Origin of the sequence: Cupriavidus oxalaticus (genome assembly GCF_016894385.1) — a bacterium.
In the GTDB taxonomy this organism is placed as follows: domain Bacteria; phylum Pseudomonadota; class Gammaproteobacteria; order Burkholderiales; family Burkholderiaceae; genus Cupriavidus; species Cupriavidus oxalaticus.
In genome coordinates, this window is sequence record NZ_CP069812.1 from 2,649,579 (window position 1) to 2,674,863 (window position 25,285).

At 67.1% G+C, this 25,285-nt stretch carries 23 protein-coding genes; 14 read left to right on the forward strand and 9 right to left on the reverse strand.

Going from position 1 to position 25,285, the window contains the following annotated elements; translation table 11 throughout:
- The gene (locus JTE92_RS24700) at positions 1-885 is read right to left on the reverse strand and encodes a GntR family transcriptional regulator (RefSeq protein ID WP_063238348.1); all 885 of its coding nucleotides are present in this window, start codon (positions 883-885) and stop codon (positions 1-3) included.
- 432 nt (positions 886-1,317) lie between these two features.
- Here JTE92_RS24700 and JTE92_RS24705 point away from each other — a divergent pair, with 432 nt between their 5' ends.
- The 7 genes from JTE92_RS24705 to JTE92_RS24735 all read left to right on the forward strand — a co-directional run bounded on the left by JTE92_RS24705 (position 1,318) and on the right by JTE92_RS24735 (position 10,054).
- Entirely contained in the window at positions 1,318-2,301 is a 984-nt protein-coding gene (locus JTE92_RS24705; RefSeq protein WP_063238349.1) for a malate dehydrogenase, read from the forward strand.
- 127 nt (positions 2,302-2,428) lie between these two features.
- On the forward strand, positions 2,429-3,409 hold the full coding sequence (locus tag JTE92_RS24710) for an HpcH/HpaI aldolase/citrate lyase family protein (protein ID WP_063238350.1): 981 nt from the start codon (positions 2,429-2,431) through the stop codon (positions 3,407-3,409).
- 45 nt (positions 3,410-3,454) lie between these two features.
- Positions 3,455-4,636 (forward strand): bifunctional 2-methylcitrate synthase/citrate synthase, encoded by a 1,182-nt coding sequence (prpC, locus tag JTE92_RS24715; protein WP_204620465.1) that lies wholly within the window; start codon positions 3,455-3,457, stop codon positions 4,634-4,636.
- Between the two features lie 167 nt (positions 4,637-4,803).
- Entirely contained in the window at positions 4,804-5,385 is a 582-nt protein-coding gene (locus JTE92_RS24720) for a hypothetical protein (RefSeq protein ID WP_063242058.1), read from the forward strand.
- A 290-nt stretch (positions 5,386-5,675) separates the two neighbouring features.
- The gene (acnA, locus tag JTE92_RS24725) at positions 5,676-8,381 is read left to right on the forward strand and encodes an aconitate hydratase AcnA (RefSeq protein WP_063242057.1); all 2,706 of its coding nucleotides are present in this window, start codon (positions 5,676-5,678) and stop codon (positions 8,379-8,381) included.
- Between the two features lie 214 nt (positions 8,382-8,595).
- Positions 8,596-8,745, forward strand: coding sequence for a hypothetical protein (locus JTE92_RS24730; RefSeq protein ID WP_167525712.1), 150 nt, complete (start codon positions 8,596-8,598; stop codon positions 8,743-8,745).
- A gap of 106 nt (positions 8,746-8,851) precedes the next feature.
- Positions 8,852-10,054, forward strand: a complete 1,203-nt coding sequence (locus tag JTE92_RS24735) for a DUF2863 family protein (protein ID WP_063242056.1) — start codon at positions 8,852-8,854, stop codon at positions 10,052-10,054.
- Between the two features lie 63 nt (positions 10,055-10,117).
- On the opposite strand, the gene trmB is transcribed toward JTE92_RS24735, so the two are convergent.
- Complete coding sequence (trmB, locus tag JTE92_RS24740) at positions 10,118-10,804, reverse strand: tRNA (guanine(46)-N(7))-methyltransferase TrmB (protein ID WP_063242055.1); 687 nt, start codon at positions 10,802-10,804, stop codon at positions 10,118-10,120.
- A gap of 127 nt (positions 10,805-10,931) precedes the next feature.
- On the opposite strand from trmB, the gene JTE92_RS24745 reads away from it, so the two are divergent.
- Positions 10,932-12,557 (forward strand): ABC transporter substrate-binding protein, encoded by a 1,626-nt coding sequence (locus tag JTE92_RS24745; RefSeq protein WP_063242054.1) that lies wholly within the window; start codon positions 10,932-10,934, stop codon positions 12,555-12,557.
- 92 nt (positions 12,558-12,649) lie between these two features.
- On the opposite strand, the gene JTE92_RS24750 is transcribed toward JTE92_RS24745, so the two are convergent.
- From JTE92_RS24750 to JTE92_RS24780, 7 genes are all read right to left on the reverse strand, one after another.
- Positions 12,650-13,522, reverse strand: coding sequence for a class I SAM-dependent methyltransferase (locus JTE92_RS24750; RefSeq protein ID WP_063242053.1), 873 nt, complete (start codon positions 13,520-13,522; stop codon positions 12,650-12,652).
- A gap of 50 nt (positions 13,523-13,572) precedes the next feature.
- Entirely contained in the window at positions 13,573-14,325 is a 753-nt protein-coding gene (locus JTE92_RS24755) for a tetratricopeptide repeat protein (protein ID WP_063242052.1), read from the reverse strand.
- 109 nt (positions 14,326-14,434) lie between these two features.
- On the reverse strand, positions 14,435-15,565 hold the full coding sequence (locus tag JTE92_RS24760; protein WP_063242051.1) for a PLP-dependent cysteine synthase family protein: 1,131 nt from the start codon (positions 15,563-15,565) through the stop codon (positions 14,435-14,437).
- A gap of 126 nt (positions 15,566-15,691) precedes the next feature.
- Positions 15,692-16,129, reverse strand: a complete 438-nt coding sequence (locus JTE92_RS24765) for a universal stress protein (protein WP_063242050.1) — start codon at positions 16,127-16,129, stop codon at positions 15,692-15,694.
- A gap of 214 nt (positions 16,130-16,343) precedes the next feature.
- The gene (locus tag JTE92_RS24770) at positions 16,344-16,847 is read right to left on the reverse strand and encodes a DNA-deoxyinosine glycosylase (protein WP_063242049.1); all 504 of its coding nucleotides are present in this window, start codon (positions 16,845-16,847) and stop codon (positions 16,344-16,346) included.
- 106 nt (positions 16,848-16,953) lie between these two features.
- Positions 16,954-18,855 (reverse strand): molecular chaperone HtpG, encoded by a 1,902-nt coding sequence (htpG, locus tag JTE92_RS24775; protein WP_063242048.1) that lies wholly within the window; start codon positions 18,853-18,855, stop codon positions 16,954-16,956.
- A 139-nt stretch (positions 18,856-18,994) separates the two neighbouring features.
- A complete protein-coding gene (locus JTE92_RS24780; protein ID WP_063242047.1) occupies positions 18,995-20,533 on the reverse strand; it encodes an aminotransferase-like domain-containing protein in 1,539 nt (512 codons plus the stop codon).
- Between the two features lie 150 nt (positions 20,534-20,683).
- On the opposite strand from JTE92_RS24780, the gene JTE92_RS30680 reads away from it, so the two are divergent.
- The 6 genes from JTE92_RS30680 to JTE92_RS24805 all read left to right on the forward strand — a co-directional run bounded on the left by JTE92_RS30680 (position 20,684) and on the right by JTE92_RS24805 (position 24,941).
- On the forward strand, positions 20,684-20,818 hold the full coding sequence (locus JTE92_RS30680) for a hypothetical protein (RefSeq protein ID WP_255286420.1): 135 nt from the start codon (positions 20,684-20,686) through the stop codon (positions 20,816-20,818).
- Positions 20,815-21,462 (forward strand): LysE family translocator, encoded by a 648-nt coding sequence (locus JTE92_RS24785; protein ID WP_063242046.1) that lies wholly within the window; start codon positions 20,815-20,817, stop codon positions 21,460-21,462. The genes JTE92_RS30680 and JTE92_RS24785 overlap by 4 nt, the downstream gene beginning before the upstream one ends.
- Before the next feature lie 138 nt (positions 21,463-21,600).
- Positions 21,601-22,524 (forward strand): DMT family transporter, encoded by a 924-nt coding sequence (locus tag JTE92_RS24790; RefSeq protein ID WP_063242045.1) that lies wholly within the window; start codon positions 21,601-21,603, stop codon positions 22,522-22,524.
- A 15-nt stretch (positions 22,525-22,539) separates the two neighbouring features.
- The gene (locus JTE92_RS24795; protein ID WP_063242044.1) at positions 22,540-22,995 is read left to right on the forward strand and encodes a RidA family protein; all 456 of its coding nucleotides are present in this window, start codon (positions 22,540-22,542) and stop codon (positions 22,993-22,995) included.
- 77 nt (positions 22,996-23,072) lie between these two features.
- Positions 23,073-24,263 carry an aminotransferase-like domain-containing protein gene (locus JTE92_RS24800; protein ID WP_063242043.1) on the forward strand — a complete coding sequence of 397 codons (1,191 nt, stop codon included), beginning with the start codon at positions 23,073-23,075 and terminating at the stop codon, positions 24,261-24,263.
- Between the two features lie 33 nt (positions 24,264-24,296).
- Positions 24,297-24,941 (forward strand): glutathione S-transferase family protein, encoded by a 645-nt coding sequence (locus JTE92_RS24805; protein WP_063242042.1) that lies wholly within the window; start codon positions 24,297-24,299, stop codon positions 24,939-24,941.
- The last annotated feature ends 344 nt before the right edge of the window (positions 24,942-25,285 follow it).

A 25,285-nucleotide genomic window follows, 5' to 3' on the forward strand; every position in this document is an offset into this window, starting at 1 on the left:
TCAGCTCAGGTCGTTCTGGTAGTAGTGCTTCGTCGTCACATACAGCCCGCGGCGCACCTCGACAGGACGATCGCCGTAGGTATAGGACACGCGCTCGACCGACAGCAGCGGCGCACCCACCGGCACGGACAGCAGCTCGGCCGCTGTCTCGTCGGCGGCCACGGCGCGGATCTTTTCCGAGGCGCGGATCATGCGCGTACCGAACTCCGCCTCGAACAATGCATACATGGGCCCCTTCCACTCGGTCAGCTTTTCCGCGGTGAGGCCCTTGAAGTTGACGCCCAGCAGCCAGATCTCGTCGAGCACGGTCGACTCGCCGGAGAAATTCAGCACGCGGCGGATCTGCACCACGCTGTCGCCGGTGCGGATATCGAGCAGCCGCGCGATCTCGGCGGGCGCGCGCAGGCGCTTGCACTCCAGCACGTGGCTGGCGCCGTAATGGGGCTCGCCTTCGTCGGGGACGAGGCGCAGGAAACGGAACTTGACCACGTCCTCATGATGCGTGGTCACGAAGGTGCCCTTGCCCTGCCGGCGCGCCACCAGGTTCTCTGCGGCGAGTTCGTCGATGGCCTTGCGCACCGTGCCCTGGCTCACCTTGTAGCGCGCCGCCAGTTCCATTTCGCTGGGGATCATCTCGCCCGGCTTCCATTCGCCGGACTGCAGGCTGCGCATGATGAGCGCCTTGATCTGCTGGTACAGCGGACTGAAGGTAGGCGACGGGGCGGCCTGCGGGCCCGGCTGGGCGGCGGCCTGGGGCGCAGCGGATGCCGGCGGGGTGGCCGAAGTCGACGAAGGCGGCTGCGTCCCGGCGCCAGCGGTGGCCGCGCCAGAATCCTGCGCACCGGGAACGGCAGCGCCGGAGAGGGACGTAGACAGGGAGGACATAGCCGGGATTTCACCACAAAAGGGCGGCGGGCGCCAGCCTGACGTTAATTGTCTTATGTCTTATATAAGACATATGAATTGACAGCCAGTAAGGCCGGGCCTACACTCGCGCTGGTCCACGCCCGCGAATGCCGTGAAAGCCGTGCTCGTGCCGCCGGCGGATGCCTGACCCGGCACCCTCCCCCCGCGGCCCGGACCGGAAATCGGTCTGGAAATGGCGGCTCGCTTCGCAGTAGACTTACGCTTCGTTGCATCACCATGACCCGTTGTGGCTCTCCCTCACCGGTTCCGCCCCGTGGCCCCGCCACCTGGTTCCGGCGGACGGCCGCTCCCCGCTGTGGCGACAACCAGCAACCGGCGTGCACGCCGCCTTGAGTTGGCGACGGCGTGCCGCCGACCGGTTACCCCCTTCTATCGTTTGGAGATTTACTCATGGCTAAAGCCCCAATGCGCGTCGCAGTGACCGGCGCCGCTGGCCAGATCGGCTATTCCCTGCTGTTCCGCATCGCCAACGGCGACATGCTGGGCAAAGACCAGCCGGTCATCCTCCAACTGCTCGACCTCCCGCAAGCCCAGGCCGCCGTCAAGGGCGTGGTGATGGAACTGGAAGACTGCGCGTTCCCGCTGCTGGCCGGTGTGGTCATCACCGATGACCCCAAGGTTGCCTTCAAGGATGCCGACGTGGCCCTGCTGGTTGGCGCCCGTCCGCGCAGCAAGGGCATGGAGCGCAAGGACCTGCTCGAAGCCAACGCCCAGATCTTCACGGTGCAGGGCAAGGCACTGGACGAAGTCGCCAGCCGCAACGTCAAGGTGCTGGTGGTCGGCAACCCGGCCAACACCAACGCCTACATCGCCATGAAGTCGGCACCGAACCTGCCGCGCGAGAACTTCACCGCCATGCTGCGCCTGGACCACAACCGTGCCCTGTCGCAGATCGCCGCCAAGACCGGCAAGCCGGTGTCGTCGATCGAGAAGATGTTCGTGTGGGGCAACCACAGCCCGACCATGTACGCCGACTACCGCTACGCGACCGTCGACGGCCAGAGCGTCAAGGACATGATCAACGACCCGGTGTGGAACAACGACGTGTTCCTGCCGACCGTCGGCAAGCGCGGCGCCGCCATCATCGAGGCGCGTGGCCTGTCGTCGGCCGCCTCGGCCGCCAACGCCGCCATCGACCACGTGCATGACTGGGTGCTGGGCACCAACGGCAAGGTCGTCACCATGGGCATCCCGTCGAACGGCGAATACGGCATCCCGGCCGACACCATGTTCGGCTACCCGGTGACCTGCGCCAACGGCAAGTACGAGATCGTCAAGGGTCTGGAGATCGACGCCTACAGCCAGGAAAAGATCAACATCACCCTGAACGAACTGGAAGAAGAGAAGGCCGGCGTGCAGCACCTGCTGGGCTGATCTTCAGCGCGTTCCAGGAAAGACCGGGGTTCCGCAACGATTCAAGAATCGGCGCGGACCCCGGTTTTTTTCATATCGGGGCGCTATGATGTGCCCTCCCGTCCAACCCCAACCCAACTGAATTCCCGTGCATCCATCCGAGGTCTTGTTCCAGGGCGAAGCCATCCCGGTCCAGTTGCCGGTGTGTGACCACTATGCGGGCAGCGAAAAGCTGATGCGCAAGTCGCTTGCCCTGCAGCAAGAGCTTGGGCCGGTCTTCGACATCACCTTCGACTGCGAGGACGGCGCCGCCGTTGGCCAGGAGCGCGAGCATGCCGAGTTGTGCGCGCAGCTGGTCAACAGCACGCTGAACGCGCACAACCGCGTCGGCGTGCGCATCCATGACCCCTCCCACCCGAGCTGGCGCCAGGATGTCGACGTGCTGGTGCGTGCCGCCGGCGCCCGGCTGGCCTACGTGGTCGTGCCCAAGGTGACCGACGTGGTCGAGGTCGCGCGCGTGACCGACCATGTCAACCAGGTGGCGCGCAATGCCGGCATCGCCCGCCATATCCCGATCCATGTGCTGATCGAGACACACGCCGCGCTCGAGCAGGCCTTCGATATCGCCGCGCTGGTGCAGGTGGAATGCCTGAGCTTCGGCCTGATGGATTTCGTCTCGGCGCACCACGGCGCGATTCCCGGCGATGCCATGCGCTCGCCGCAGCAGTTCGAGCATCCGCTGATCCGCCGCGCCATGCTCGAAATCTCCGCTGCCTGCCATCGCCACGGCAAAGTGCCGTCGCACAATGTCAGCACCGATGTGCAGGCGCCGCAGCGGGCGGGCGACGATGCGCTGCGCGCGCGCGCCGAGTTCGGCTACCTGCGCAAGTGGAGCATCCATCCGGGCCAGATCGAGCCGATTGTCACCGCCTTCCGGCCGGGTGCGGAAGAAATCGGCGCCGCCAGCCAGATCCTGCTGGCGGCCCACGAGAACAACTGGGCGCCGATCCGCCACGACGGCCAGTTGCACGACCGTGCCAGCTACCGCTATTACTGGTCGCTGCTGCAGCGCGCCCAGGCCACCGGCACGCCGCTGCCGGACAATGTGGAAGCGCTGTTCTTCGCCTGACACCGCCACAATAACAAGTCACGGACGCGACCGAAGGAGACCCGGATGTCCGCTTCGAAGACCGCAGCACCGGCCGCCACAACAGGGCCCACGGCACCGAAAGCCAAGAAATCCGTCGCGCTGTCCGGCGTCACCGCCGGCAATACCGCGCTGTGCACCGTCGGCCGTACCGGCAACGACCTGCACTACCGCGGCTATGACATCCTCGATATCGCCGAGACCTGCGAGTTCGAAGAAATCGCCCACCTGCTGGTGCACGGCAAGCTGCCGACCAAGTCCGAACTGGCCGCCTACAAGGCCAGGCTGAAGTCGCTGCGCGGCCTGCCCGCCAACGTCAAGGCCGCGCTCGAATGGGTGCCCGCCAGCGCCCACCCGATGGACGTGATGCGCACCGGCGTGTCGGTGCTGGGCACCGTGCTGCCGGAAAAGGACGACCACAACACCCCGGGCGCGCGCGACATTGCCGACCGCCTGATGGCCAGCCTCGGTTCGATGCTGCTGTACTGGTACCACTACAGCCACAATGGCAAGCGCATCGAAGTGGAAACCGACGATGACTCCATCGGCGGCCACTTCCTGCACCTGCTGCACGGCGAGAAGCCGTCGGCACTGTGGGAAAGCGCCATGAACACGTCGCTCAACCTGTACGCCGAGCACGAGTTCAACGCCTCGACCTTCACCGCCCGCGTGATCGCCGGCACGGGTTCGGACATGTACTCGTCGATCGCCGGCGCGATCGGTGCGCTGCGCGGCCCCAAGCACGGCGGCGCCAACGAAGTCGCGTTCGAGATCCAGAAGCGCTACGACAACCCGGACGAGGCCCAGGCCGACATCACCCGCCGCGTCGAGAACAAGGAAGTCGTGATCGGCTTTGGCCACCCGGTGTACACCATCAGCGACCCGCGCAACCAGGTGATCAAGGAAGTGGCGAAGAAGCTGTCGAAGGATGCCGGCTCGATGAAGATGTTCGACATCGCCGAGCGCCTGGAAACGGTCATGTGGGACATCAAGAAGATGTTCCCGAACCTGGACTGGTTCAGCGCGGTGAGCTACCACATGATGGGTGTGCCGACGGCGATGTTCACGCCGCTGTTCGTGATCGCACGCACTTCGGGCTGGGCCGCGCACATCATCGAGCAACGCATCGACAACAAGATCATCCGCCCCAGCGCCAGCTACGTGGGCCCCGAAAACCGCAAATTCGTGCCGATCGGCAAGCGTAAGTGAACCCGGACTAACCGGACACCCGGATTATGTAACCAAAGGCCAGCGCACTTCGCCGGCCCAGGCAAATCGTAGAGAATAGCGGCGGACTTCCATCCCAGGCGCCGCCCGATGTGACGGCGGCGAACGACAAACAGACCAGATTTCAGAATCCGAGAGGCACTCACAAAATGAAACATCTCGTACTTGCAGCCTGCATCGGCGCGTTCAGCCTGACCACTGCCACCGCCGTGATGGCGCAGGAGCCGGCCAAGAAGCCCACGGCTGCCAAGAAAAAGTCCTCGACCAAGAAGAAGGCAGCAGCCGGCACCGCCGCCGCTGCCGGCGCCGCCGCCGCTGTCACCCCGACCGGTGAAAAGTGGCAGTGCGAACTGGGCAACAGCCTCTATATCTCGGGCGACATGCTGCGCGACGAAATCCTGACCGTGCACTGGCAAGGCCGCGACTACAAGCTGCCGCGCCAGTCCACCGTGACCGGCGCCGACCGCTACTATGACGCCCGCACCGGCCTGGACCTGGTGGTGATCCCGGGCAAGGCCATGCTGTTCAACAAGAACCTGGGCCAGCGCCTGGCCGACGACTGCCAGAACGCCGCCATGCAGGCAGGCGCCGCAGCCCCGACCCAGGCCGGCGGCCTGCGCGCCCCGGTTGGCGCCCCGTTGCTGGTCACGCCCCCGGGCGGCCCGACGATCCAGCCGCAGCAGGCGCAACAGCCTGACGCGACCCAGCAGAGCGCGGCGCCGAAGCAGTAAATCCCTGCAGGGTGCCGGCGGCCGCCTGAATTCCGGCCGCCGGCACCCTTTTGCCTTGCGGGCGGGGCCACCCGCCGGGGGACGCTGTCGCGCCGCAAGAGGCACGGCCGCGGCCCGGCCGATCGAGACCGGGTGGCGGCAAAGCCGCGCGGCGGTTAGAGTATGCAGTTGCAGTGCGCTGCCGACCTCGGACCGCGGTCACATGCCGCGGCAGCGCACCGGGGGTCTGAATCCAGTTTCAGAGGTCCGAGCCAAATGCCATCGCATCATCCTTCGATCGGAGTACGGCAATGCCCCACAACCTCAAGAACACGCTAAAAGAATTCAAGATCGGCGCTTCCGGCAAGGGCCAGTTCTATTCCCTGCCGCAACTGGCGCAAGAACTGGACCTGGACATCGGGCGCCTGCCGGTATCGATCCGCGTCGTGCTGGAAGCCGTGCTGCGCAACTGCGACGGCAAGAAAGTTACCGAAGAACACGTCCGGCAGCTCGCCGGCTGGAAGCCGAATGCCGAGCGTGTCGACGAGATCCCGTTCGTCGTGGCCCGCGTGGTGCTGCAGGACTTCACCGGCGTGCCGCTGCTGGCCGACCTGGCCGCGATGCGCAACGTGGCCGAGAAGATGGGCCAGGATCCCAAGAAGATCGAGCCGCTGGTGCCGGTCGACCTGGTGGTCGACCACTCGGTGCAGGTCGACCATTTCCGCGAAAAGAAGGCGCTGGACCTGAACATGCAGCTGGAATTCCAGCGCAACAACGAGCGCTACCAGTTCATGAAGTGGGGCATGCAGGCGTTCGACACCTTTGGCGTGGTGCAGCCGGGCTTCGGCATCGTGCACCAGGTCAACCTGGAATACCTGGCGCGCGGCGTTCATAAGAAGGATGGGGTCTACTACCCTGACACGCTGGTCGGCACCGATTCGCACACCACCATGATCAACGGCATCGGCGTGGTCGGCTGGGGCGTCGGCGGCATCGAGGCCGAGGCCGGCATGCTGGGCCAGCCGGTGTACTTCCTGACGCCGGACGTGGTCGGCGTGGAGCTGACCGGCCGCCTGCGCGAAGGCGTCACCGCCACCGACCTGGTGCTGACCATCACCGAGATGCTGCGCAAGGAGAAAGTGGTCGGCAAGTTCGTCGAGTTCTTCGGCGAAGGCACGGCCAGCCTGTCGGTGCCGGATCGCGCCACCATCGGCAACATGGCGCCGGAATACGGCGCCACCATGGGCTTTTTCCCGGTCGACGAAAAGACCATCGATTATTTCCGCGGCACCGGCCGCACCGACGAAGAAATCGACGCCTTTGAAGGCTACTTCCGCGCCCAGCAGATGTTCGGTGTCCCCCGGGCCGGCGACATCGACTTCAGCACGACGCTGAAGCTGGACCTGTCCACGGTGGCGCCGTCGCTGGCCGGGCCCAAGCGCCCGCAAGACCGCATCGAGATCGGCAACGTCAAGAGCACCTTCGCGTCGCTGTTCAGCAAGCCGGTGGCCGAGAACGGCTTCAACAAGGATCCGGCCGAGCTGGACCAGCCCTACCGCACCAGCAACGGCATCGAAGTGAAGAACGGCGACGTGCTGATCGCCGCCATCACCTCGTGCACCAACACCTCCAACCCCAGCGTGCTGCTGGCGGCCGGCCTGCTGGCCAGGAAGGCGGTGGAAGCCGGGCTGGAAGTGGCGCCGCACATCAAGACCTCGCTGGCGCCGGGCAGCCGCGTGGTCACCGAATACCTGAAGGCCGCGGGCCTGCTGCCGTACCTGGAAAAGCTGGGCTTCGGCGTGACCGCGTACGGCTGCACCACGTGCATCGGCAATGCCGGCGACCTGACGCCCGAGCTGAACGAGGCGATCGTCCAGAACGACCTGGTGGCGGCCGCGGTGCTGTCCGGCAACCGCAACTTCGAGGCGCGCATCCACCCGAACATCCGCGCCAACTTCCTGGCTTCGCCGCCGCTGGTGGTGGCCTACGCCATCGCCGGCAATGTCACGCGCGACCTGATGACCGAGCCGGTCGGCAAGGGCAAGGGCGGCCGCGACATCTGGCTGGGCGACATCTGGCCGACCTCGGAGGAAATCCACGCGCTGATGAAGTTCGCGATGGACGCCAAGACCTTCAAGGGCAACTACGAGCAGGTCAAGAAGCCGAGCAAGCTATGGGGCGCGATCCAGGGCACCAAGGGCCAGGTCTACGACTGGCCCAGGTCGACCTATATCGCCGAGCCGCCCTTCTTCCAGGACTTCAGCCTGGAGCCGCCGGGCGCCACGGCCAGCGTGCGCGGCGCGCGCGCGCTGGGCATCTTCGGCGATTCGGTGACCACCGACCATATCTCGCCGGCCGGCTCGATCAAGGACACCTCACCCGCGGGCAAGTACCTGCAGGAGCATGGCGTGCTCAAGGCCGACTTCAACAGCTACGGCTCGCGCCGCGGCAACCATGAGGTGATGATGCGCGGCACCTTCGCCAACGTGCGCATCAAGAACCTGATGATCCCGCCCAAGCCGGACGGCGCGCGCGTGGAAGGCGGCCTCACCATCCACCAGCCCACCGGCGAGCAGATGTCGATCTACGACGCGGCCATGAAATACATCGCCGAGGGCACGCCCACGGTGGTGTTCGGCGGCGAGGAGTACGGCACCGGCTCGTCGCGCGACTGGGCGGCCAAGGGCACGCAGCTGCTGGGCGTGAAGGCCGTGGTGGCGCGCAGCTTCGAGCGGATCCACCGCTCCAACCTGGTCGGCATGGGCGTGCTGCCGCTGCAGTTCAAGGGCAGCGACAGCGCACAGACGCTGGGTATCACCGGCAACGAGACCTTCGACATCGAAGGGATCGAGGGCGATCTCAAGCCGCAGCAGGATCTGGTGCTGGTGATCAAGCGCGCGAACGGCGATGTGCAACGCGTGCCGGTGCTGCTGCGCATCGACACGCCGATCGAGGTCGACTACTACAACCACGGCGGCATCCTGCCCTTCGTGCTGCGCCAGTTGCTGGCCGCCTGACGCCCGCGGTTCGCACAAGCAAGCGCCGCCTGCCGGCCCGATATGTGGGGCCGCGGCAGGCGGTGTTTGTCATGGCGCGCCGTGTGAGCCGGGAATCACGCGCGAGCGTGTAAGTTCCACGCAAGGCAGTGCTGCCACACTTTGTCCCAAAGAACAGTGGTCGCAATGACCCGGAGGCGGGACCACCCCGCTTCAGACAGACACTGGAGACAACATGGCAAAGATCATCATCGCGTTCATCGTCATTGCCGGCGCGGCCCTCTACCTGCTGACCAAGGGCGGCAGCGACGTTTCGATGTCCGGCGAGCAGCACGGCGTCGAGACCCACGCACCGGCGGCGCCGGCAGCCAGCGAACAGAAATAAGATCGATTCTCCGGCCTCGCCAGCGGCAAGCGCACGCATCGTGCGGCCCGCTTGTCAACGCAACGAGTAGAATACCGTTTTACGCATAAACGGACGGTTTCTTTCTATGGCAGGTTTTCGCCCCAAGGCTTCCCCACGTCTTTCGCCCGACGCCGAGCGGTTGGTGGCCGATGCGCTCGCCCTCGACGCATCGGGCAGCCGCATGGAGGATGGTTACTGGGAACGGCGGCTGTCGCAGCGCCTGGGCCGCCTGTTGAAGAACGGTAGCCAGACCGCGCTGGACGCGGCGCTGGAACACCTGTTCAAGCACAACGCCGACGCCTCGGACGTGCTGGCCGAGCAGGCCGAGACGCTGGCCGAATCGGCCACCATCGAGGTCGATGGCCAGCGCTACGACGCGCTGCTGATCGCCGCGCCGATCCTGGCGCACACGCGCTACGCCATCCCCTCGGGCGCGCTCAAGCCGGAACTGGCCCAGACGCTGGCCGTGCACTTGCAGGCACATGTGCTGGCTTCCGCCACCAAGGTGGCGCTGTCGCCGTACCTGTACAGCATCGACCAGCTGCCGCGCACCCACAGCGACACGTTTGCGCTGACGCACAAGCTGGCCGCGGCCGCGCTGGCCGGCTCGGTGCCCAAGGTCGACCTGCGCGACCTGCCCGAGACCGCGCCGATCCTGGCCGACCCGCGCTACCTGCTGGCCGTGGTGGTGGCCCCGCACGAGCAGGCGCTGTTCCGCTGGCAGGAAGATGCCAAGGAGCACCATGCCGAGCGCTCGGTTTGCCTGGAGCAATGGCGCAGCCAGGTCCAGCCGTCGGTGGCGCTGCTGCTGCCGGGCTGCGAGTTCGAGCTGCTGCTGCCCGACGCCTTCTTCCTGTCGTGCCGTGAATCGGACAAGAGCATCCGCCCGCTGACGGTGCGCGCCGCCGTCAACTACCTGGCCGGCACGCTGGATATCTCCGCCGGCCAGCTGGCAGCGGTGGTGGCGGCGTTCGGCGAGGAAGTGGTCGAGGAATACCGCGTCGGCTTCACCATGCGCGGCGAGAAGGACGTGATCTACGGCATCGTCTGGCCAGTCTATGGCCGCGAAGCCGGCGAAGTCGATGCCGACGAGAAAGGCAACCCGCTCGAGCAGATCTGCGAAGAATTGCGCAATGCCGGCGTGGAAGACATCTTCCGCCACGCGGCATTGTTCGATCCGGAATACTGCGAGGATTGCGGCACGCCGCTGTATGCCGACCGCAATGGCGAGATCGTGCATGCGGAACTGCCGGAAGACGCGCCGACGCAGCAGCCGCTGTTCCATTGAGCGCCTTCCGCCCAAGCAAGCAAACGGCCCACATCGTGGGCCGTTTTTGTTTCCTGGCTGTCTTCAGGCGCCGCGCTCGCTGACGCAGCGCCAGAGCCCATGTCCCGACGCCGCGTACTTGCGCTCGAACGGCGTCATCGCCTGCGCCGGCTGCCAGGGCTCGACCAATTGCGCCGGACGCCCCACCAGCGCCAGCGCCTGCGCGAACTCGTCGATATAGACCTGCCAGTTGCTGCGGCACTCCAGGTAATCGCCGCACGCCGCCAGCGCCGGGAACACCGCATGGCCCTGCCAGCGCCGCCCCAGGTGGCCGATCTTTGGCCACGGGTTCGGATACAGCACGTAGTGGCGCGCCACCGGCACCGCGTCGGCCTGCAGCATGCGCCAGACATCGACCAGGTCGGCCCGCGCCCAGCAGAAATTGGCCGGCATCGCCGCCTCGCCCCACCAGTCCTTGCCGGCGGCCAGGCGCTTTTCGGACTGGTCGACGCCGATCACGTAATGGTCCGCAAACGCCGTCGCCAGGCGCAGCGTGCTTTCGCCCACGCCGCAGCCGGCATCCAGGATCAGCGGCGCGCCGCCGGCCTGCTGCCAGTTGTCGAGCGCTATGCTCAGCGCGCGCCGGCTGGCTTCGCCGACGGGCTTGCGGAACGGTTCGGCCAGGTGGCGCGCGACACGCGCGGCCAGGTGTTCGTGGACATCGGACTGCGCCGAGACAATGGTGCGGGAATTGGCAAACATGGCCTCCATTCTACCGGCGCCAAACCCGGCAGCTTTGCATCGGAGGCTGCAACCATGCCACTTTAGCGGCACAATGCGGGACAAACCGCCTGAGAACCCGTCCACAAGCGCCGGACCCGTACGAGGAGCCAGTCCCATGCCATCGACCACCGCCACGCCCCGCCAGCCCGCCCGCCGCACCCTGTTCCACGCCACCGCCGCGCTGGTGCTGGGCAGTGCCGCCTGTGCCGCCCTGGCGCTGGTGCCCGCCGGCGCCGCCCACGCCGAGGACCTGCGCATCGGGCTGGCCGCCGACGTCACCTCGATGGACCCGCACTGGAACAATTCCGGCCCCAACAACGCGATCGCGCTGCATGTCTTCGAATCGCTGGTGTTCATGGACAAGAACGCCCGCTATATCCCCGGCCTGGCGCTGTCGTGGAAGCCGGTCAATGCCATCACCTGGGAAATCAAGCTGCGCCCCAATGTGAAGTGGCACGACGGCTCGCCCTTCACCAGCGAAGACGTCAAGGCCTCGCTGGAGCGCCCGGACAAGCTGACCAACAGCCCCGGCTCGTTCACCAGCTACACCAAGCCGATCGCCCGCATCGACACGCCCGATCCGCTGACGGTGCGCCTGACTATGAGCGTGCCCAACTACGCCAACCTGGCCAACGACCTGAACAGCGTGCCGATCATGCCGAAAAAGGTTGCCGCCACGCTGACGCAGGCCGATTTCGACTCGGGCAAGGCCATGATCGGCACGGGGCCGTTCAAGTTCGTGCGTTTCGCGCGCGGGCAGGAAATCGTGATGGAGCGCAATCCCAACTACTGGGGGCCCAAGCCGGAGTGGGACCGCGCCGTGTTCCGCATCATCACCGACAACGGCGCGCGCAGCTCGGCGCTGCTGGCAGGCGATGTCGACGTGATCGAAAGCGTGCCGTCGGCCGACGTGGCCAGGCTCAGGCAGAATCCGAAGTTCAAGGTCGAGCAGCAGGTCTCGTGGCGCACCATCTTCTGGCAGATGGACCAGTCGCGCGACAACCCGCCCTTCGTCACCGACAAGGCCGGCAAGCCGCTGGGCAAGAACCCGTTCAAGGACGCGCGCGTGCGTGCCGCGATCAGCAAGTCGCTGAACCGCGACGCCATCGTCAACCGCATCATGGAGGGGCTGGCGGTGCCGGCGTCGTCGATCGTGTCGCCGCAGATCTTCGGGCATCCGGGCACCAAGCCCGAAGCCTATGATCCGGAAGGCGCCAAAAAGCTGCTGGCCGCCGCGGGCTACCCGGACGGCTTCGGGCTGACGCTGCACGCCACCAACAACCGCTACCTGAACGACGCCGCGGTGGCGCAGGCCACCGCCAGCATGCTGACGCGCATCGGCATCCAGACCAGGGTCGAGACCCTGCCGGTGGCGGCCTATTTCACGCGCGCGCGGCAGGGCGACTTTGCCTTCCAGATGCTAGGGTGGGGTTCGGCGGCGGCAGATGTGGCGCTGCGCTCGATCACGGGCACGCCCAATCCCAAGACGGGATATGGCACGTGGAACTGGGGCAAGTACAGCAACCCGCAGCTGGACCAGCTGATCGAGAAATCGCTGACCACCGTTTCCAGCGAGAAGGCGCGCGAGGAGAACGCACGCACGGCGGCCAAGTTTGCGCTGGCCGACCACGCGATCATTCCGTCGCACAGCCAGCTGGCGATGTGGGCGATGAAGAAGGGACTGAAGTATGAGGCGCGGACGGACGAGTGGTCGCTGGCGCAGTTTTTCCACAAGGAGTGAGGGCATCCGCCTGCTGGCGGTTTGCTCTTGCTTGGGCTAGCTCGGGCGGCTTGGGCGCACCCAACACCGCTCTCCCCTTTTTGCGTTTTTGCTTAGATCCTCAACCGCTCTTCCTGCCGCGCATTCGCCGCGTGCAGCTTCCGCACCCAGTCCCGCGCCGGCAGCCCCGTGGTGGGCTCGACCACGTCGGCGCGCGCTTCCAGCACTTCCCACGCCACATCGATCTCCGGGCCGTTGAACGCCATTGCAATGATGTTGCCGTCATGCACCTCCGGAAACACCAGCACCCGGTTGTCGAAGGCTTCGCAGATGCGCTCGATATTCTTCGGGAAGCTGTCGTGGTCGCCGAACAGGTTGATGGTCATCACGCCCGGCGCCTTCAGCGTGCGGCGGCAGGCGCGGTAGAACGCGGTGGTGTCGAGCACCGGGCCGCGCGCGGTGGCGTCGTACAGGTCCACCTGCAGCACGTCGATGGCATCGGCGTGGGTGCCGTCCATCACGTAGTCCCACGCGTCCTGCTCGCGCACGGTCAGGCGCGCGTCGTCCTGGCGCAGGCCGAACATGCTGCGCCCGGCGATGATCACCGCCGGGTTCAGCTCGACCGCGGTCACGCGCGCGCGGCTGAACTGGCGGTGGCAGAACTTGGTCAGCGCCGCGGCCCCCAGGCCGAGCTGCACCACGTGGAACTCATCCACCGAAGGCGACAGGAACAGCAGCCACGCCATCATCTGCTGCGCGTATTCGAGTTCGATCGCATCCGGCTTGCGCAGGCGCATCGCGCCCTGCACCCACTCCGTGCCGAAATGCAGGTAGCGCACGCCGTCCAGTTCCGAGAAGGTCACCGGCGCAAAGCGCGGCGTCATGCGTTTTTCTTCGCGCGCAGGTGTCTCGCCACGGTTGCGGGTGCCACGTGCCGGACGGCGCGAGGCCACGGCTTCAATCGATTTGCGTTTCAGTAGGGTCATAGTGTCGAGAAATACATCGGCTGCCGTACACGGGGCGCTGGGCAAGCGCCTCACTTGCCCAGCGCCGCCTGCGCGCGCTGCAGCCACTCGCGGTTGTGTTCGCGGGCATGGCGCGGCCAGTGGCGGGCGTCGTGGACGATTTCGGCATAGAGCTCGCGCGCGCGTTCGCGGTCGGCGGCATCGGGCTGCTTTGCCAGCCAGTCGGCAAACAGGCAGCGCGGCGCAACATCGCTGGCGCTGGTCAGCGCCTGCTCGAACGCCGCGCGCGTACCCGGCGCGCCGGTGGCAGCCAGCGCGCGAGCATACAGCAAGGCGGGGCCGGGCTGCTGGCGCGCATGCGGGCTGGCGGCAAAAAGCCTTTCCAGCGTCAGCAGCGCGGCGGCCGCGTCGCCGGTGGCGAACTGCGCCTGCGCCAGCCCCTGCAGCAGCGCCGGATCGGAGGCAAACGGGCCGTTGGCCGCGGCCTGGTAGTGCTGCAGCGCCTCGGCCGGCTCGCCGGCTTCGAGCAGTGCGGCGCCCAGGCGCATGCGGTGCGCCACGGTCGGGGCACGGTCAAAGTCGGTGCGGGCCTCGCGCACCGCGCGGTTGGGGTCGACCAGCTGCGAGATGGCACGCGTGGCCACGCGCGCGCCGCGCGACTGGCGCAGCTCGGGCAGGAAGATCGCAAAGAAATAGACCAGGCTGCCCAGCCCAGGGAACAGGAACAGGATCAGCAGCCAGTACATGTTCTGGTGCGTGCGCACCGCATGCACGGCGAAGAACAACGCAACGATGATATGGATGCTGATACCGAAGATACGCATGAATAAGTCACCCTATGGGGTCATTGGGTCATCAGTGGAGCAAGGATCGGCGCCGAAGCGCTGGCCGCCGGCATTTTGACAGAAAGACGGCGGCACGATTCCCCTGCATTCAGCCCGGAATGCCGGCGCCGGCCGGCTGCAGCCCCGCCACCACCTGCGGCGTAAGCACCGCCTCACCCTTCACCGCGCGCGCCACCAGCGCATCGGCGGCGTCGATGGCGATGCGCTGCTCGGCATACCAGTCTTCGTCGTAATAGGTATTGCCATAGCGATCGCCGCTGTCGCACAGCAGCGCGACGATGGCACCGGCCTGCCCTGCCGCCCGCATCTGCTGCGCCAGGTACAGCACGCCGACGAAGTTGGTGCCGGTCGAGCCGCCGACGCGGCGGCCGAAGCGCCTGGCCAGGTAGCGCATGGCGGCAAACGACAGCGCATCGGGCACCTTCAGCATGGCGTCGATGCAGCTGGGGATAAACGAGCGTTCCACGCGCGGCCGGCCGATGCCCTCGATGCGCGAGCCGGTCGGCAGCGACAGGTCCGGCTCCGGCTTGCCCGCCAGGCTGCTGCGGAAATAATCGAAGAACACCGAGTTTTCCGGATCGACGCACAGCACGCGCGTCTTGTGGCGGCGATAGGCGACGTAGCGGCCGAGCGTGGCGATGGTGCCGCCGGTGCCGCCGCTGGACACCAGCCAGGCCGGCACCGGGTGCTCCTCCTCGGCCATCTGCTTGAAGATGGATTCGGCGATATTGTTGTTGGCGCGCCAGTCGGTGGCGCGCTCGGCGTAGGTGAACTGGTCCATGAAATGGCCGCCGGTCTCCTGCGCGATGCGGTGCGACGCGGCATAGATCTCCGACGGGCTGTCGACAAGGTGGCAGCGCCCGCCATAGAACTCGATCGCCTCGAACTTGGCGCGCGAGGTGCCGGCCGGGATCACCGCCACGAACGGCAGCCCCAGCAGCCTGGCGAAATACGCCTCGGAAATCGCGGTCGAGCCGCTGGAAGCCTCCACCACCGTGCTGCCCTCACGCAGCCAGCCATTGCACAGCGCATACAGGAACAGCGAGCGCGCCAGCCGGTGCTTCAGGCTGCCGGTCGGGTGGCTGGATTCATCCTTGAAGTAGACGCGGATGTCGGGGTAGCCCGGCAAATCCAGCGGGATCAGGTGGGTGTCCGCGGAGCGGTTGAAATCCGCCTCGATCTTGCGGATGGCTTCATGGGTCCAGTCGGAAAGTGGCATGGCGGCTTGCGGGCACGGTGGCCGGGCATTGGGACAGGCCGTCAGCATGCCAGAAGCGACCACGACCGGCAAAAATACGGCCCCGCGCCAGCCCGCAAGCCGGCGGTTGGCCGCAAGGCCGCAAGCTTACCGGTAGACCAGCACCGGGATCTTGCTGTGCGTCAGCACCTTCAGGGTTTCGCTGCCGATCAGCAGCCCCTGGACCCCGCGTCGTCCGTGCGAGGCCATCACGATCAGGTCGCAGTCCTTTTCTTCGGCGGCCTTGATGATGGCTTCGTAGGGATGGTCGTTGACGGCGTACGTGGTATCGCACTTCACGCCTGCGGCGCCGGCCTCGTCGGCCAGGCCGCGCAGGTAGCGGGTGGCATCTTCCCAGGCCTTCTTCACGTAGGTTTCGCGGGTGCCCTCCAGCATTTCGACCTGATAGGTCAGCACGTGGTAGTTCGGACAGACACGCACCACGGTGATCTGCGCGTCCGTTTCCCGCGCCAGCACGATTGCCTTGCGAAAGGCAGATTCAGACAGGTCGGAGCCATCGACCGCCAGCAGGAGATGCTTGAACATGATTGCCCCCTTGCTCGCCTATTACGCTCACTTTCGATGCATCATCGCCCTGCGGCCGAAAGTGTGAGCCGCAAGGCGCACGACAAGGAGCGATCGATACCCCCGGTTTCGAATGATTCGTCACTCGATTGCAGTATAGGGGCACCATGGCCCACGGCAATACGGGATGCATCACACGTGCGCGGTCCCAAGCCGAGGAGGAAGGCGAGCCGGGCTACGCCACCAAGGCGCGCCACAGCGCCAGCTTCTGCTCGAAATTGCGCGCCGCGTGCGCGGGACTGGATGAAGGCAGCACCACCGTCTGATAGCCCTGCGCGGCAAACTGCGGCGCGAAACGCCCGGATGTGCCGCCGTTGAAGCCGACGCGCTCGAGCGCCGGCGCCAGCTGGCGCAGCCGCGTGAAATCGTTGGCCTGCGGGTAGCGGATATTGCTGTCCAGGCTGCCTTCGCGCATGCACGCGCCAAGCACGTCCCAGACGCCGATGCGATGGGCCAGCAGCCGCACCAGCCGTTCGGCATACGGCAGCGCCGGCATCGGCTCGCCGGTGAGCGCGGCCATCAGCGGCCAGAACTGGTTGCGGGGATGGGCGTAATACTGGCGCGCGGCAAGCGAGGCGGCGCCGGGAAAGCTGCCCAGCACCAGCACGCGGGTGTGGGTGTCGATGACGGGCGGCAGGCCCTGGTGCAGGTCGGCCTGGGGCGGGATGGTGTCTGGCATGGCAAAGAGCTCGGGCTGCCGGCAGCGCGAACGGCAGCGAGGGTTGTCTCCCCTCTCCCATTTATGGGAGAGGCGGGGGAGCGGGGAGCAAACCAGCAGCAATGCCTCAGGCCAGCAGCTTGTTGACGCGCTGCACGTAGGCGGCCGGGTCTTCCAGCATGCCGCCTTCGGCCAGCAGCGCCTGGTCGAACAGCACCTGCAGGCGGTCGCTGAAGGCATCGCCCTCCGGAAGATCGCGCAGCTTCTTGACCAGCGCGTGCTCCGGGTTCAGCTCCAGGATCGGCTGGGCGTCCGGCGCCTTCTGGCCGGCCTGCTTGAGCAGGCGCTGCAGGTAGCCACTCATGTCGCCCTCGTCCGACACCAGGCACGATGCCGACTCGGTCAGGCGCAGCGTCACGCGCACGTCCTTGGCCTTGCCGGCCAGCACGGTCTTGGCGCGCTCGACCACGTCCTTCCAGTCGGCCTCGGCCTTCTCCTGCTCGGCCTTCTCGGCTTCATCGGCCAGCTTGCCCAGGTCGAGGTCGCCGCGCGCCACCGACACCAGTTCCTTGCCGTCGAATTCGCGCAGGAACGACAGCATCCACTCGTCGACGCGGTCGGTCAGCAGCAGGACTTCGATGCCCTTCTTGCGGAACACTTCCAGGTGCGGGCTGTTCTTGGCCGCGGACCAGGTGTCGGCCGTGACGTAGTAGATCTTGTCCTGGCCTTCCTTCATGCGGCCGACGTAGGCGGCCAGCGCCACGTTCTGCTCGGCGGTGTCGTTGTGCGTCGAGGCGAAGCGCAGCAGCCTGGCCACGCGCTCCTGGTTGGCCTGGTCTTCGCCTGCGCCTTCCTTCAGCGCCTGGCCGAACTGCTGCCAGAAGGTGTCGTACTTGGCGCGTTCGGCTTCGTCCTCGCTGTCGGCCAGCGACTCCAGCATCGACAGCACGCGCTTGGTGCAGCCTTCGCGGATCGCCTTGACGTCGCGGCTTTCCTGCAGCAGCTCGCGCGACACGTTCAGCGGCAGGTCGGCGGAATCGACCACGCCCTTGACCCAGCGCAGGTAGCCCGGCAGCAGTTGCTCGGCGTCGTCCATGATGAAGACGCGCTTGACGTACAGCTTCAGGCCGGCCTTGTGGTTGCGGTCCCACAGGTCGAACGGCGCGCGCGCCGGGATGTACAGCAGCTGGGTGTATTCGCTGCGGCCTTCGACGCGGTTATGGGTCCAGGCCAGCGGCGTCTCGTTGTCGTGCGCGATGTGCTGGTAGAACGCGGTGTACTGCTCGTCGGTGATGTCGGACTTGCTGCGGGTCCACAGCGCGCTGGCCTGGTTGACGCTTTCCCACTCGTCGGTGCGCTTGTAGCTGCTGGCCTCGGCATCCCACACTTCCTTGGGCATGCGGATCGGCAGCGAGATATGGTCCGAGTATTTCTGGATGATGCTCTTCAGGCGCCAGGCCGACAGGAAATCGTCCTCGCCCTCGCGCAGGTGCAGCGTGATGGTGGTGCCGCGCTCGGCACGCGCGATCGCGTCGACGCTGAACTCGCCGTCGCCGGTGCTTTCCCAGCGCACGGCCTCCTCGGCGCCCACGCCGGCGCGGCGGGTTTCCACCGTGACCTTGTCGGCGACGATAAAGGCCGAGTAGAAGCCCACGCCGAACTGGCCGATCAGCGCGGCGTCCTTCTGCTGGTCGCCGGACAACTGCTGGAAGAATTCCTTGGTGCCCGAACGGGCGATGGTGCCGAGGTTGCGGATCGCCTCGTCGCGGCTCATGCCGATGCCGTTGTCGGTGATCTTCAGCGTGCGCGCCGCGGCGTCGGCCTCGATGCGGATGGCCAGGTCGGCGTCGTTTTCCAGCAGGGAGGGATTGGCGATCGCCTCGAAGCGCAGCTTGTCAGTGGCGTCCGAAGCATTCGAGACCAGCTCGCGCAGGAAGATTTCCTTGTTGCTGTACAGCGAGTGGATCATCAGGTGCAGCAGTTGCTTCACTTCCGCCTGGAAGCTCATCGTCTCGTGCGGTGCGGTCATGGTTCTCCTCTTGAATCTCGAAAAACAGGGGAATCTGGGATGGTCGGGTGGCCGTCGGGGGCCGGTGACGGCAGAAATAGGGCCGCCCGGGCCATTTTTCAAGGCCCGGGGAATGTAACGCGTGCAGGGCAACGAGGGCTCAGAGCCGCTCCAGCTGGCGCGCGAGGAAGCGCAGCATGTCCGGGTCGCCGCTGCTGGCGACATTGAAGCGCATCCATCCCGACGGCATCTGCGACGGCGAGAACAGGCTGCCGGGGGCGAACAGGTAGCCCTCTTCATGCCCGGCGGTGGCAATCGCGTTGGTATCGCGGCCGGTATCCGCCCACAGGTACATGCCGGCGTGCTGGCCCGGGAACAGGCGCAGGCCCAGCCGCTCCAGTTCGCGCCGGGTTTCGTCGCGGGCGCGGTCCAGCCGGGTGCGCACGCGCTCGACATGCTTGCGGTAATGCCCCTCGGTCAGCACCTTGTACAGCACCCGCTCGTTGATCTCGGGCGAGGCCAGGCCCGCCAGCAGCTTGCTGTCGGTCAGCGCCGATGCCATCTCCGGGGGCGCGGCGATAAAGCCCACGCGCAGGTTGGCCGCCAGCGTCTTGGAGAAGCTGCCCAGGTAGATCACCCGGCGCAACTGGTCCAGGCTGGCCAGCCGGGTAGCGGCGTGGCCGGGCGGGCACAGGTCGCAGTAGATATCGTCCTCGACGATCAGGAAGTCGTACTGCTCGGCCAGCTTCAGCAGCTGGAACGCCTTGGCGGCGGACAGCGAGGTGCCGGTCGGGTTGTGCAGCACCGAGTTGATCACGAACAGCTTCGGCCGCCGCGCCTGCACGATGCGCTCCAGCGCCTCCAGGTCCGGCCCCTCGGCGGTGTACGGCACGCCGATCACCTGCGCGCCCTGCGCGGCAAAGCGCGCGAACATCACGAACCACGCCGGGTCACCGACCAGCACGGCGTCGCCGGGCTGCAGGTAAAGCCGGGCGATCAGGTCGAGCGCCTGGGTAATGCCGGAGGTCAGCACGATCTGCTCGGCGCCCGCGCGGATCTCCAGCTCCTCCAGCCGGGTGCGCAGCTGCTGGCGCAGCGGCAGGAAGCCCTGCGGCGTGCCGCTGGCCAGGAAATGATTGCCCGGCTGGCGCCCCAGCCCGCGCAGCGCGCTGGCGATCAGTTCGCCGTCGAGCCACTCGTTGGGCAAGAAGCCCAGCCCCGGCGCCTTGTGCGCCTCGGCGGTATGGAACATGCTGCGCAGCAGCCAGGTGACGTCGATATTGCGCGCCTCGGCCGCGTTGGACGACACCGGCGCGGCGGGGACGGCCGGCGTACGCTCGCGCACGTAGAAGCCCGAGCCACGGCGCGATTCGAGGTAGCCAAGCGCCACCAGCCGCTCATAGGCCTCGACCACGGTAAAGCGCGAGATGCCTTTTTCCTGCGCCAGCTGGCGGATCGACGGCATGCGCATGCCGGCGCGGAACACGCGTTCGTCGATGCGCATGCGGGCCCATTCGGTCAGTTGCTCGACCAGCGTCATCTGTGCCGAGGGGATGGGGTCGGGCAACCGCTCCGTGGGCGGCAGAACCAGGCGCAGCGGGCGTCCCTCGGATGGTGCGGTGGTGCCGCGCGCGCCGCTTCCGCCATGCTGCTGGGGGTTCGCGGCGGTAGTGGCCGCGTCCCGGGTGTTCGTATCCATGTGCTGCTCCTGCAACTGTACTGAAGACGATCCGCACAACTGTACCGGTACTGTACCGACTACCTTGGCTACCATCAAGCCTGACGCTGGCGCACTGTCAGCCCGAAACTGAAACCCCCGCAAGAAACAAGAATCCCCAAGGAGACACCGATGTCCGCGACCCGCAAGCGTTCCGAAGACGATCGCTGCCTCGGTCCCCGCACAGCTGCCACGCTCGCTGCCAGCCCCGAAGGCATCGGAAGGAAGCGCCGCGCCAACCGCCGCGTGCTGGAGGCGTTCGCATGACCGCCGCAACCTCTGGCCTGCTTACCGGTTTGACGGCGGCGCAGTTCCTGGCCCTGCTGACGCTGCTGACGGTCGGCCTGTTCACGCCCGGCCCCAACACCACCATTGCCGCGGTGACCGGCGCCAACTTCGGCCTGCGCGCGACGCTGCCGCACTGCCTGGGCGTGGCGTTCGGCTTTGCCAGCATCCTGGCCCTGTGCGCGGTGGGCGTGGGCGCGCTGATCCTTGGGCAACCGACGCTGTCGTCGGTGGTGCACCTGGCCGGCGTGGCCTACCTGCTGTGGCTGGCGTGGAAGATCGCGCGCAGCACGGCGCTGGCCGAAAAGCAGGTGCTGCGCCCGCTGAACGTGTGGCAGTCCGCCGTGCTGCAGTACGCCAACATCAAGGCGTGGATGCTGGCGCTGGCGGTGGCGGCGTCCTACATGGCAGGCGCCCCCGCGCCGCTGCAGCGCATGCTGCTGGTGTGCGGCGTGTTCGCACTGCTGGGCTTCGTCAGCAACGGCGTGTACGGCGTGCTGGGCGCGGCGCTGCGGCAATGGCTGCGCCAGGGCGAGCGCGTGCGCTGGTTCAACCGTGCCATGGGCGCGGCACTGGCGCTGACCGCGCTGTGGATCGCCGTCAGCGCCCGGCCCGGCGTGCATTGAATCGAACGACAAGAAACACAGGAACACAAGAGGCCAACCATGCCCGCTTCCTCCCGCACTTCTCCGCACACTTCCCTGCACACTTCTCCGCACACCTCCTCGCCTGCTTCGATACCCGCCGCGCCCCCTTCCGGAGGCATGCTGCTCGGCTTCATCGGCGTGGCCATCTTCAGCCAGACGCTGCCGTTCACGCGCCTGGCGGTGGCCGAGCTGGACCCGATTTTTGTCGCGCTGGCGCGCGCCGTCCTGGCCGCGCTGCCGGCGCTGGCGCTGCTGGCCATGCGCGGTGCGCTGGCCGCGGCACGCCGCCCGCGCGGCGGCCAGTGGCCGCGGCTGGCCGTGACGGCGCTGGGCGTGGTGGTGGGCTTCCCGGTGTTCTCGTCGCTGGCGATGCGCGAGGTGCCGGCCAGCCACGGTGCCATCGTGGTCGGCCTGCTGCCGCTCGCCACGGCCGTGTTCGCGGCCTGGTTCGGGCGCGAGCGGCCGTCGGCGGGGTTCTGGCTGTCGGCCGTGGCCGGCAGCGCGCTGGTGGTCGGCTTTGCCGTCTGGCAGGGCGCCGGCGGCCTGCAGCACGCCGACTGGTACCTGTTCGCCGCGGTGGTGCTGGGCGCACTGGGCTATGCCGAGGGCGGCAAGCTGTCGCGCGAGCTGGGCGGGCTGGAAACGATCAGCTGGGCGCTGGTGGCATCGCTGCCGGTGCTGGTGCCGGCGGTGGCCTGGCTGGCGCTGCGCGACCTGCCGGCGATCGCCGCGGCGTCGCCGCGTGCCTGGGCCGGCATGGCCTATGTTTCGGTGTTCTCGATGTTTATCGGCTTCCTTTTCTGGTACGCCGGCCTCGCAAAAGGCGGCGTGGCCCGCGTCGGGCAGATACAATTGCTGCAGCCGTTCCTGACGCTGGCGGGCGGTGCGCTGATCCTGGCCGAGCCGCTTGACGCCCCCACCATCGCCTTCGCGGTGGCGGTGATCGCCGTCGTGGCCGTCGGCCGCCGCGCCGCCGTGCGCCAGAGCGCACCTGCCCCCGCCCCGGAAACGTCCCCGGTCCTTCCAGGACGCATTCACTGACCAGGAGTCCAACGCATGTCCGTCTACGACACCCTTGCCCGCCTCGGCGTCGAACTTCCGACCGCCAATGCCCCTGCCGCCGCCTATGTGATGGCCGCGCAGACCGGCAACACCGTATTCCTGTCGGGCCATATCGCCCGCAAGGACGGCAAGGTATGGACCGGCAAGCTGGGCCAGGACATCGACACCGAATCCGGCAAGGCCGCCGCGCGCGCCATCGCCATCGACCTGCTGGCCACGCTGCACGCGCACGTGGGCGACCTGAACCGCGTCACCCGCATCGTCAAGGTGATGAGCCTGGTCAACTCCACCCCGGAATTCACCGAGCAGCACCTGGTGACCAACGGCGCGTCGGAATTCCTGGCCGAAGTCTTCGGCGACCAGGGCAAGCACGCGCGCAGCGCCTTCGGCGTGGCGCAGATCCCGCTGGGCGCCTGCGTCGAGATCGAGATGATCGTCGAAGTGCAGTAATTTCCGCCGGCCGGGCGACCGCGACCGGCCGGCCTTGCCACACAGAAACACCCTTCCCAGACCACAAGAGACACATCATGAAATGGGCCATTTCCCGCCGGGCGCAGCAACTGACCAGCTCGGCCATCCGCGAAATCCTCAAGGTCACCGAGCGTCCGGAAGTCATTTCCTTCGCCGGCGGCCTGCCCTCGCCGGCATCGTTCCCGGTAGCGGCCATGGAGGCAGCGACGGCCCGCGTATTTGCCGACAACCCGCAGGCGGCATTGCAATACGCCGCGACCGAAGGCTACCTGCCGCTGCGTGAATTCGTCGCCAGGCGCCACGGCGTGGACGTCGAGCGCGTGCTGATCGTCACCGGTTCGCAGCAGGCGCTGGACCTGATCGCCAAGGTGATGATCGACCCGGGCAGCAAGGTGATGGTGGAAACCCCCAGCTACCTCGGCGCGCTGCAAGCGTTCTCGCTGTTCGAACCCGAGTTCGTCTCGATCCCGACCGACGACAAGGGCCTGGTGCCCGAGGCGCTGACGCCCGAGCTGACCGCCGGCGCGCGCTTCCTGTACGCCCTGCCCAACTTCCAGAACCCGACCGGCCGCCGCCTGCCGCTGGAGCGCCGCCAGGCACTGGTGGCACGCGCGCAGGAACTGGGCGTGCTGGTGGTGGAAGACGATCCGTACGGCGCGCTCAGCTACACCGGCGACCAGCTGCCGACGCTGCTGTCGATGAACCCGGACGGCGTGATCTACATGGGCTCGTTCTCCAAGATCCTGGCCCCCGGCATGCGCCTGGGCTACGTGATCGCCCCGCCCGAGCTGCACTTCAAGCTGTGCCAGGCCAAGCAGGCATCGGACCTGCACACGCCCACCTTCACGCAGCGCGTGGCCTACGAGACCGTGCGCGATGGCCTGCTCGACCGCCATATCCCGACCATCCGCGAGCTCTACAGCAAGCAGTGCCAGACCATGCTGGACGCGCTCAAGCGCCACATGCCCGAAGGCGTGACCTGGAACACGCCCGAAGGCGGCATGTTCATCTGGATGGAGCTGCCCGAGGGCCTGGACAGCATGGCTATCCTCGAAGAGGCGGTGAAGCGCAACGTGGCCTATGTGCCGGGCGCGCCGTTCTACGCCAGCAACCCGAAGCGCAATGCGCTGCGCCTGGCGTTCGTCACGGTGCCGCCCGAGCGCATCGAGCAGGGCGTGGCGATCCTGGGCGAGCTGTTCCGCGAGTCCATCGCCGCCGCTGCCGCCAGGCAAGCGCGCGCGGCCTGACGCCGACCGGGCACGCGTATTCCAGGAGCCGACATGCTGCGTATCTGGGGCCGACTCTCCTCCATCAACGTGCAGAAGGTGGTCTGGTGCGCGCGCGAGCTGCACCTGGACCATGAGCGCGTCGATATCGGCGTCAACAAGGGCGACCTCGACACCGAGGCCTACGTCCGCCTGAACCCGAACCGCCAGATCCCGGTAATTGAGGACTTCCGCGGCACGGACGTGGGCGGCGAGCCCTTCGTGCTGTGGGAATCGAATGCGATCGTGCGCTACCTGTGCGCGCGCTATGGCGAGGGCACGCTGTGGCCCGAAGACGTCAAGGCGCGCGCCTCGGCCGACCGCTGGATGGACTGGCAGACCACGGCCTTCAGCCCGGCGATGGTGACGGCATTCCTAAACCTGGTGCGCAAATCCGCGGACGAGCGCGACGAGGCCGCGATCCAGGCCTCGTGCGTGCGCACCGAGCCGCTGGCCGACTTGCTCGACAAGGCGCTGGCGGGCCGCGAGTTCATCGGCGGCGACCGCTTCACCATGGCTGATATCTCGCTGGCCTGCGCCGCGCACCGCTGGATGGGCCTGCCGCGCCAGCACCAGCCGCGGCCGAACCTGGAGCGGTGGCTGTCGGCAATGCGCGCCCGCCCCGCCGCCGGCGGCATCCTGGAACTGCCGCTGCGCTGAGCGGCAGTTTTTCCTTCTCCGGCTTTACCTGCCTGCTTCGCGGCGCCCCTGTCCGCCTGCCCTCCGCCATGGCTGCCCGGCCAGTCATTCTGGCAACGCGCAGGCTGGCAGACTTTTGCAACAAGCGCCCTTTAGAGTACGCTGGCCGGTGTGCCGGGTACGCCCCAAGTGCGCTGCAATGCCCAGGGAAACCCTGATCCCTGAATGTGGCTCATGCCTGGCATGACGCAATGTACGGCAGCGAACACGGAACCCGTTCCTACAATCGCTGGTTCTTTCCCGCGCGCGGCGGACACCGCACGCCGGTGCAAAGCGCATGCGGATTGCCCAGGGCACGCAGACCG

What these genes read in the sequence shown, in the direction of transcription:
- JTE92_RS24700 (WP_063238348.1), bottom strand. Translation starts at nt 885, where the DNA reads ATGTCCTCCCTGTCTACGTCCCTCTCCGGCGCTGCCGTTCCCGGTGCG.
- JTE92_RS24705 (WP_063238349.1), top strand. Translation starts at nt 1,318, where the DNA reads ATGGCTAAAGCCCCAATGCGCGTCGCAGTGACCGGCGCCGCTGGCCAG.
- prpC (WP_204620465.1), top strand. Translation starts at nt 3,455, where the DNA reads ATGTCCGCTTCGAAGACCGCAGCACCGGCCGCCACAACAGGGCCCACG.
- JTE92_RS24720 (WP_063242058.1), top strand. Translation starts at nt 4,804, where the DNA reads ATGAAACATCTCGTACTTGCAGCCTGCATCGGCGCGTTCAGCCTGACC.
- acnA (WP_063242057.1), top strand. Translation starts at nt 5,676, where the DNA reads ATGCCCCACAACCTCAAGAACACGCTAAAAGAATTCAAGATCGGCGCT.
- JTE92_RS24730 (WP_167525712.1), top strand. Translation starts at nt 8,596, where the DNA reads ATGGCAAAGATCATCATCGCGTTCATCGTCATTGCCGGCGCGGCCCTC.
- JTE92_RS24735 (WP_063242056.1), top strand. Translation starts at nt 8,852, where the DNA reads ATGGCAGGTTTTCGCCCCAAGGCTTCCCCACGTCTTTCGCCCGACGCC.
- trmB (WP_063242055.1), bottom strand. Translation starts at nt 10,804, where the DNA reads ATGGAGGCCATGTTTGCCAATTCCCGCACCATTGTCTCGGCGCAGTCC.
- JTE92_RS24745 (WP_063242054.1), top strand. Translation starts at nt 10,932, where the DNA reads ATGCCATCGACCACCGCCACGCCCCGCCAGCCCGCCCGCCGCACCCTG.
- JTE92_RS24750 (WP_063242053.1), bottom strand. Translation starts at nt 13,522, where the DNA reads ATGACCCTACTGAAACGCAAATCGATTGAAGCCGTGGCCTCGCGCCGT.
- JTE92_RS24755 (WP_063242052.1), bottom strand. Translation starts at nt 14,325, where the DNA reads ATGCGTATCTTCGGTATCAGCATCCATATCATCGTTGCGTTGTTCTTC.
- JTE92_RS24760 (WP_063242051.1), bottom strand. Translation starts at nt 15,565, where the DNA reads ATGCCACTTTCCGACTGGACCCATGAAGCCATCCGCAAGATCGAGGCG.
- JTE92_RS24765 (WP_063242050.1), bottom strand. Translation starts at nt 16,129, where the DNA reads ATGTTCAAGCATCTCCTGCTGGCGGTCGATGGCTCCGACCTGTCTGAA.
- JTE92_RS24770 (WP_063242049.1), bottom strand. Translation starts at nt 16,847, where the DNA reads ATGCCAGACACCATCCCGCCCCAGGCCGACCTGCACCAGGGCCTGCCG.
- htpG (WP_063242048.1), bottom strand. Translation starts at nt 18,855, where the DNA reads ATGACCGCACCGCACGAGACGATGAGCTTCCAGGCGGAAGTGAAGCAA.
- JTE92_RS24780 (WP_063242047.1), bottom strand. Translation starts at nt 20,533, where the DNA reads ATGGATACGAACACCCGGGACGCGGCCACTACCGCCGCGAACCCCCAG.
- JTE92_RS30680 (WP_255286420.1), top strand. Translation starts at nt 20,684, where the DNA reads ATGTCCGCGACCCGCAAGCGTTCCGAAGACGATCGCTGCCTCGGTCCC.
- JTE92_RS24785 (WP_063242046.1), top strand. Translation starts at nt 20,815, where the DNA reads ATGACCGCCGCAACCTCTGGCCTGCTTACCGGTTTGACGGCGGCGCAG.
- JTE92_RS24790 (WP_063242045.1), top strand. Translation starts at nt 21,601, where the DNA reads ATGCTGCTCGGCTTCATCGGCGTGGCCATCTTCAGCCAGACGCTGCCG.
- JTE92_RS24795 (WP_063242044.1), top strand. Translation starts at nt 22,540, where the DNA reads ATGTCCGTCTACGACACCCTTGCCCGCCTCGGCGTCGAACTTCCGACC.
- JTE92_RS24800 (WP_063242043.1), top strand. Translation starts at nt 23,073, where the DNA reads ATGAAATGGGCCATTTCCCGCCGGGCGCAGCAACTGACCAGCTCGGCC.
- JTE92_RS24805 (WP_063242042.1), top strand. Translation starts at nt 24,297, where the DNA reads ATGCTGCGTATCTGGGGCCGACTCTCCTCCATCAACGTGCAGAAGGTG.